Source organism: Neobacillus bataviensis LMG 21833, assembly GCF_000307875.1.
GTDB classification, from domain to species: Bacteria; Bacillota; Bacilli; order Bacillales; family Cytobacillaceae; genus Neobacillus; species Neobacillus bataviensis.
In genome coordinates this window covers 1-3,039 of record NZ_AJLS01000167.1, presented here as the reverse complement: position 1 = coordinate 3,039, position 3,039 = coordinate 1, and the positions used below count along the sequence as shown (strand labels likewise).

The following is a 3,039-nucleotide window of genomic DNA, read 5'->3' as shown; positions in this document are numbered from 1 at the left end:
TGGTTAAGTCCTCGAACGATTAGTATCAGTCAGCTCCACATGTCGCCACGCTTCCACCTCTGACCTATCAACCTGATCATCTTTCAGGGTTCTTACTAGCTTGCGCTATGGGAAATCTCATCTTGAGGGGGGCTTCATGCTTAGATGCTTTCAGCACTTATCCCGTCCGCACATAGCTACCCAGCGATGCCCTTGGCAGAACAACTGGTACACCAGCGGTGCGTCCATCCCGGTCCTCTCGTACTAAGGACAGCTCCTCTCAAATTTCCTGCGCCCACGACGGATAGGGACCGAACTGTCTCACGACGTTCTGAACCCAGCTCGCGTACCGCTTTAATGGGCGAACAGCCCAACCCTTGGGACCGACTACAGCCCCAGGATGCGATGAGCCGACATCGAGGTGCCAAACCTCCCCGTCGATGTGGACTCTTGGGGGAGATAAGCCTGTTATCCCCGGGGTAGCTTTTATCCGTTGAGCGATGGCCCTTCCATGCGGAACCACCGGATCACTAAGCCCGACTTTCGTCCCTGCTCGACTTGTAGGTCTCGCAGTCAAGCTCCCTTGTGCCTTTACACTCTACGAATGATTTCCAACCATTCTGAGGGAACCTTTGGGCGCCTCCGTTACTCTTTAGGAGGCGACCGCCCCAGTCAAACTGCCCACCTGACACTGTCTCCCATCCCGATAAGGGATGCGGGTTAGAATTTCAATACAGCCAGGGTAGTATCCCACCGACGCCTCCACCGAAGCTAGCGCTCCGGCTTCTCAGGCTCCTACCTATCCTGTACAAGCTGTACCAAAATTCAATATCAGGCTACAGTAAAGCTCCACGGGGTCTTTCCGTCCTGTCGCGGGTAACCTGCATCTTCACAGGTACTATAATTTCACCGAGTCTCTCGTTGAGACAGTGCCCAGATCGTTACGCCTTTCGTGCGGGTCGGAACTTACCCGACAAGGAATTTCGCTACCTTAGGACCGTTATAGTTACGGCCGCCGTTTACTGGGGCTTCGATTCAGAGCTTCGCTTGCGCTAACCCCTCCTCTTAACCTTCCAGCACCGGGCAGGCGTCAGCCCCTATACTTCGCCTTGCGGCTTCGCAGAGACCTGTGTTTTTGCTAAACAGTCGCCTGGGCCTATTCACTGCGGCTCTTCAGGGCTATGAACCCTAAAGAGCACCCCTTCTCCCGAAGTTACGGGGTCATTTTGCCGAGTTCCTTAACGAGAGTTCTCTCGCTCACCTTAGGATTCTCTCCTCGCCTACCTGTGTCGGTTTGCGGTACGGGCACCTTTTATCTCGCTAGAGGCTTTTCTTGGCAGTGTGGAATCAGGAACTTCGGTACTATATTTCCCTCGCTGTCACAGCTCAGCCTTCACGGTGAACGGATTTTCCTATTCACCAGCCTAACTGCTTAGACGCGCATATCCAACAGCGCGCTTACCCTATCCTCCTGCGTCCCCCCATCACTCAAACGATAAAGAGGTGGTACAGGAATATCAACCTGTTGTCCATCGCCTACGCCTTTCGGCCTCGGCTTAGGTCCCGACTAACCCTGAGCGGACGAGCCTTCCTCAGGAAACCTTAGGCATTCGGTGGATGAGATTCTCACTCATCTTTCGCTACTCATACCGGCATTCTCACTTCTAAGCGCTCCACCAGTCCTTACGGTCTAGCTTCAACGCCCTTAGAACGCTCTCCTACCACTGACATCTACGATGTCAATCCACAGCTTCGGTGATACGTTTAGCCCCGGTACATTTTCGGCGCAGAGTCACTCGACCAGTGAGCTATTACGCACTCTTTAAATGGTGGCTGCTTCTAAGCCAACATCCTGGTTGTCTAAGCAACTCCACATCCTTTTCCACTTAACGTATACTTTGGGACCTTAGCTGGTGGTCTGGGCTGTTTCCCTTTTGACTACGGATCTTATCACTCGCAGTCTGACTCCCACGGATAAGTCTTTGGCATTCGGAGTTTGTCTGAATTCGGTAACCCGATGAGGGCCCCTAGTCCAAACAGTGCTCTACCTCCAAGACTCTTACTACGTGAGGCTAGCCCTAAAGCTATTTCGGAGAGAACCAGCTATCTCCAAGTTCGATTGGAATTTCTCCGCTACCCACACCTCATCCCCGCACTTTTCAACGTGCGTGGGTTCGGGCCTCCATCCAGTGTTACCTGGACTTCACCCTGGACATGGGTAGATCACCTGGTTTCGGGTCTACGACTACATACTAATTCGCCCTATTCAGACTCGCTTTCGCTGCGGCTCCGTCTCTTCAACTTAACCTTGCATGCAATCGTAACTCGCCGGTTCATTCTACAAAAGGCACGCCATCACCCATGAACGGGCTCTGACTACTTGTAGGCACACGGTTTCAGGAACTATTTCACTCCCCTTCCGGGGTGCTTTTCACCTTTCCCTCACGGTACTGGTTCACTATCGGTCACTAGGGAGTATTTAGCCTTGGGAGATGGTCCTCCCTGCTTCCGACCGGATTTCTCGTGTCCGGCCGTACTCAGGATCCACTCAGGAGGGAACGAAGTTTCAACTACAGGGCTTTTACCTTCTACGGCTGACCTTTCCAGGTCGTTCATTTACCCCGTTCCTTTGTAACTCCATGTTGAGTGTCCTACAACCCCAAGAGGCAAGCCTCTTGGTTTGGGCTATGTCCCGTTTCGCTCGCCGCTACTCAGGGAATCGCGTTTGCTTTCTCTTCCTCCGGGTACTTAGATGTTTCAGTTCCCCGGGTATGCCTTCTATACCCTATGTATTCAGGTAAAGATACTGTTCCATTACGAACAGTGGGTTTCCCCATTCGGAAATCTCCGGATCAAAGCTTACTTACAGCTCCCCGAAGCATATCGGTGTTAGTCCCGTCCTTCATCGGCTCCTAGTGCCAAGGCATTCACCGTGCGCCCTTTCTAACTTAACCTAAAAGGTTTATAACTCTTATTACATAAGAGAGAAAAACTAAAATGGCGATTACTCGATGTTTACTTTGCTTCTTCTTACGATTATCTAGTTTTCAAAGAACGATT

1 rRNA gene is annotated in these 3,039 nt (G+C 51.8%); it reads right to left on the bottom strand.

Annotated elements, in window-relative coordinates:
• Window positions 1–2,933, bottom strand: a 23S ribosomal RNA gene (locus BABA_RS24405).
• Window positions 2,934–3,039 lie beyond the last annotated feature (106 nt).